The sequence below is a fragment of the Vibrio sp. 1CM23M genome (assembly GCF_023161755.1).
Taxonomy (GTDB): Bacteria; Pseudomonadota; Gammaproteobacteria; order Enterobacterales; family Vibrionaceae; genus Vibrio; species Vibrio coralliirubri.
In genome coordinates this window covers 1-3,068 of the sequence record NZ_JALNTR010000021.1, presented here as the reverse complement: position 1 = coordinate 3,068, position 3,068 = coordinate 1, and the positions used below count along the sequence as shown (strand labels likewise).

Sequence of the window (3,068 nt, the reverse complement as noted above, 5' to 3'; positions counted from 1 at the left end):
GTAGTTCAGTTGGTTAGAATACCGGCCTGTCACGCCGGGGGTCGCGGGTTCGAGTCCCGTCCACTCCGCCACTTATTAGAAAGCCTAGTCTTATGACTAGGCTTTCGTCGTTTCTGGGTATCGATAATTTGGTCTCCGATCAACGAGTCCCGGTCGCCTGAGATCCCAGCCACTCCGCTACTTATATGAAGCCTCGCTAGAAATAGCGGGGCTTTTTTGCATCTAAATTATAGTTTTTCGCACGTCAGTCGAATAATTTGCACAAAGACTCCCCGTAGCCTGTAGCCTAGGTGTTCCCCAAAACCAACCCTATGACTATGGACTACATCATTTCTGATTCCAGCTGTGAGGTGACTCGATTATGATTTCAAACGTATGTAGCTTTAAGTTTAGTATTCAGATACTCGAACCATACGCGCTGTAATACCAATTCCATTAAATTCATGATCTAATATAGACTCTGAAAGGAGCCTATATGAACTCAGATTTATCAAAACTTATCGGCGCAACCTCCAACGCGAGGTTGAGGCTAAGATTACTCGCTGTCTCTCACTTTATCGATGGTAAAAATCGAACTGAAATCGCGTCATTTCTTAAAGTCAGTCGTCTCAGTGTGAATAAATGGATCAAGGCCTATCTTGATTTTGGTGTTGAAGGGTTAGTAGAAAAACCTCATACAGGAAGACCTTCCAGACTCACTATTGAGCAAAAAAAACATCTTAAAGAATACGTCACTTCAAATGCAATAAAACCTGAGGGTGGGCGCTTACAAGGGAGTGACATCACACAATTCATCCTTGATGAATTTGATATATCTTACCAACCATCGGGTGTATACCGCTTACTGCATGAACTTAATTTGAGTTGGATAACGACACGTTCAAAGCACCCAAAACAATCAGAAGAAGCTCAAGAATTTTTTAAAAAAATTCCCAATAGAAACGATCCTTAAGATCCCTGGGCATATCCACTTAAAAGAAGTGCTTGTTTGGTTTCAAGATGAAGCTAGATTTGGTCAACGCAATACCACAACCAAGATTTGGGCAGAAAAAGGAACTCGACCTAGAGCCGTTCAACAGCAACAATTTGAGTACGCTTATTTGTTTGGAGCCGTTTGTATCAATACAGGCGAAGCTGAAGCTATTGTTTCACCGTTAAGCAACATGGAAGCAATGACGAAGCATCTTGAATTAATCTCAACGGCGACCCCTAGAGGTAAACATTCCGTGGTTATTATGGATCAAGCGAGCTGGCATCAAACACATTTAGCCAATCATTTTAAGAACATCACTATAATCCATATCCCGCCATATTCACCAGAATTAAACCCGATAGAACAAGTTTGGCAATGGCTTTGACAATACAAGTTAGCGAATAGGTGTTTTGAAAACTATAACGATATAGTGAACTTAGTATGCAATGCTTGGAACAGTTTTTGTGAAGATAAACGCAGAGTCCAATCCCTCTGCTTTAGAGATTGGACTCGATTGGTAAGTTAATTAATGGAATTGGTATAAGTTAGATTTATGAGACTGAACTGACCCCTTATTAATACTTTGAGTTATAAAAGCCTTACACCCCATCCTACTTATTCTGCGCTGTAGATGTTTCTGGCTATCAGTATTAGTTAACAGCCTTTCGTCTACGAAACCTGACTTCTGTCCTGTCAGGATAGTTCTGATGTGTAATTAGGGCTCTATCATGGGGGCTTCTCTTAAGAACGCTAGAGCCCTAATGAGTCGACTTAATAGCTCTTGTTATGCATTCAGCTTAAACCACTCTCGATAGCATCAAGCGCTTTGTTCGAGGCATTTCAAAGGATGGAAGCGGAGTAGGTTCAGCTTGAAGAGTGAGAGTCGCTAGGTTGTGTGCCAAAGTGCTGCTGGAAAGATATATATGCTAAGAAATAGAGCATCCCTCGTATCCATGCCTACACGTGCAGTAATGTTTATCACCTAACCGGATTGGGACTCTCTGGTTCTAGGAACTGGTATCTTAGGATGTTTACAGGTATCTCTTCGATTCTGATGTGCTTGTTGACTCGATATGAATTAGTTGTTTGACCACTTAGCTCTGAACATATTGATTTCTTGTTGGTTAGTTCAAGCTATGTTTTGGTTATTGCGACTAAGATGAGCTAGAAGGTCACTACTGTTTGCTTAGTAAGAATAGAAAATCCCCGAAACCATCGGCGGATAGTTTTGTGATTATTTTAAGAGCTGGATAAAGCCTTAAACCTAATGGGTCGAATTATGAAATTGAGTTTTAACTTTGAAGATGCGAGCCAGATCTTTGTGGGATCTTTTGCCTTGGCCGTGCCGATTTCTTTTTCTGAAGAGGCTTGGAAGTTAGGGGAGACTTTACCTACCGCTAATCTATTGCTGCTATTTTTACTGTCTGCGGTGTTCTTAGGCTTCTATACGTATGAGAGTGTCTTTCAAAAAGATGTTGTTGCTCGGTTGCCGGTGTTTATTTTCAGAATAGTGATTGCTTATGTTATGACGGCATTGGTCGTTGCTTTGGTACTGACTTGCCTAGACAAATTACCTCTATTGAGTGATCCCGTTGTATCGTTCAAAAGAGTGATTGTTATTTCAATGCCAGCCTCTATGGGCGCTATTGTAGTGGATAGTTTTGATAAAGAGTAACCTGTGTGTCATTTAGATTGAAGTGCCTTACAGAGCTTTTCTAGCGCTTATTTGATTTGTTATTTAGCTTTCTCATTTCTAGGCTTAGCATTGATTTTTTTCAACCGATCTTCTCAATAATAAATGAGTAGTAACGTACTATGAGTGACTCTTACGTGAATGTCTCGTTTGTTGTTGGGCGATTTTGAAGAGAGTTAAGTCGCGAAGATTTGTAGCCTTGGATAGATATAAAAACGGTTGGTTTTTGAATTGAATATGATATTTGAAATGTGAGGGTAGTTGTATTGAGAAGTTATGATCTTTAGATGCAAAAAAGCCGCATCAATGATGCGGCTTCTTTTAATTGGCTCCCCTTGCAAGACTTGAACTTGCGACATACGGATTAACAGTCCGCCGTTCTACCAACTGAACTAAAGGGGA

At 40.6% G+C, this 3,068-nt stretch carries 1 protein-coding gene, 1 tRNA gene and 1 pseudogene; 2 read left to right on the top strand and 1 reads right to left on the bottom strand.

Features of this window, described 5'->3' with window-relative positions; genetic code table 11:
- Positions 1–475: 475 nt before the first annotated feature.
- Together MSG35_RS23930 and MSG35_RS23925 are read left to right on the top strand one after the other, a co-directional pair.
- Positions 476–1,499 (top strand): annotated as a pseudogene (locus MSG35_RS23930) (IS630 family transposase).
- 753 nt (positions 1,500–2,252) lie between these two features.
- Positions 2,253–2,648 (top strand): DUF2391 family protein, encoded by a 396-nt coding sequence (locus MSG35_RS23925; RefSeq protein ID WP_016767963.1) that lies wholly within the window; start codon positions 2,253–2,255, stop codon positions 2,646–2,648.
- Positions 2,649–2,992: 344 nt separating this feature from the next.
- Here the strand turns inward: MSG35_RS23925 and MSG35_RS23920 are convergent.
- A tRNA-Asn gene (locus tag MSG35_RS23920) sits at positions 2,993–3,068 on the bottom strand.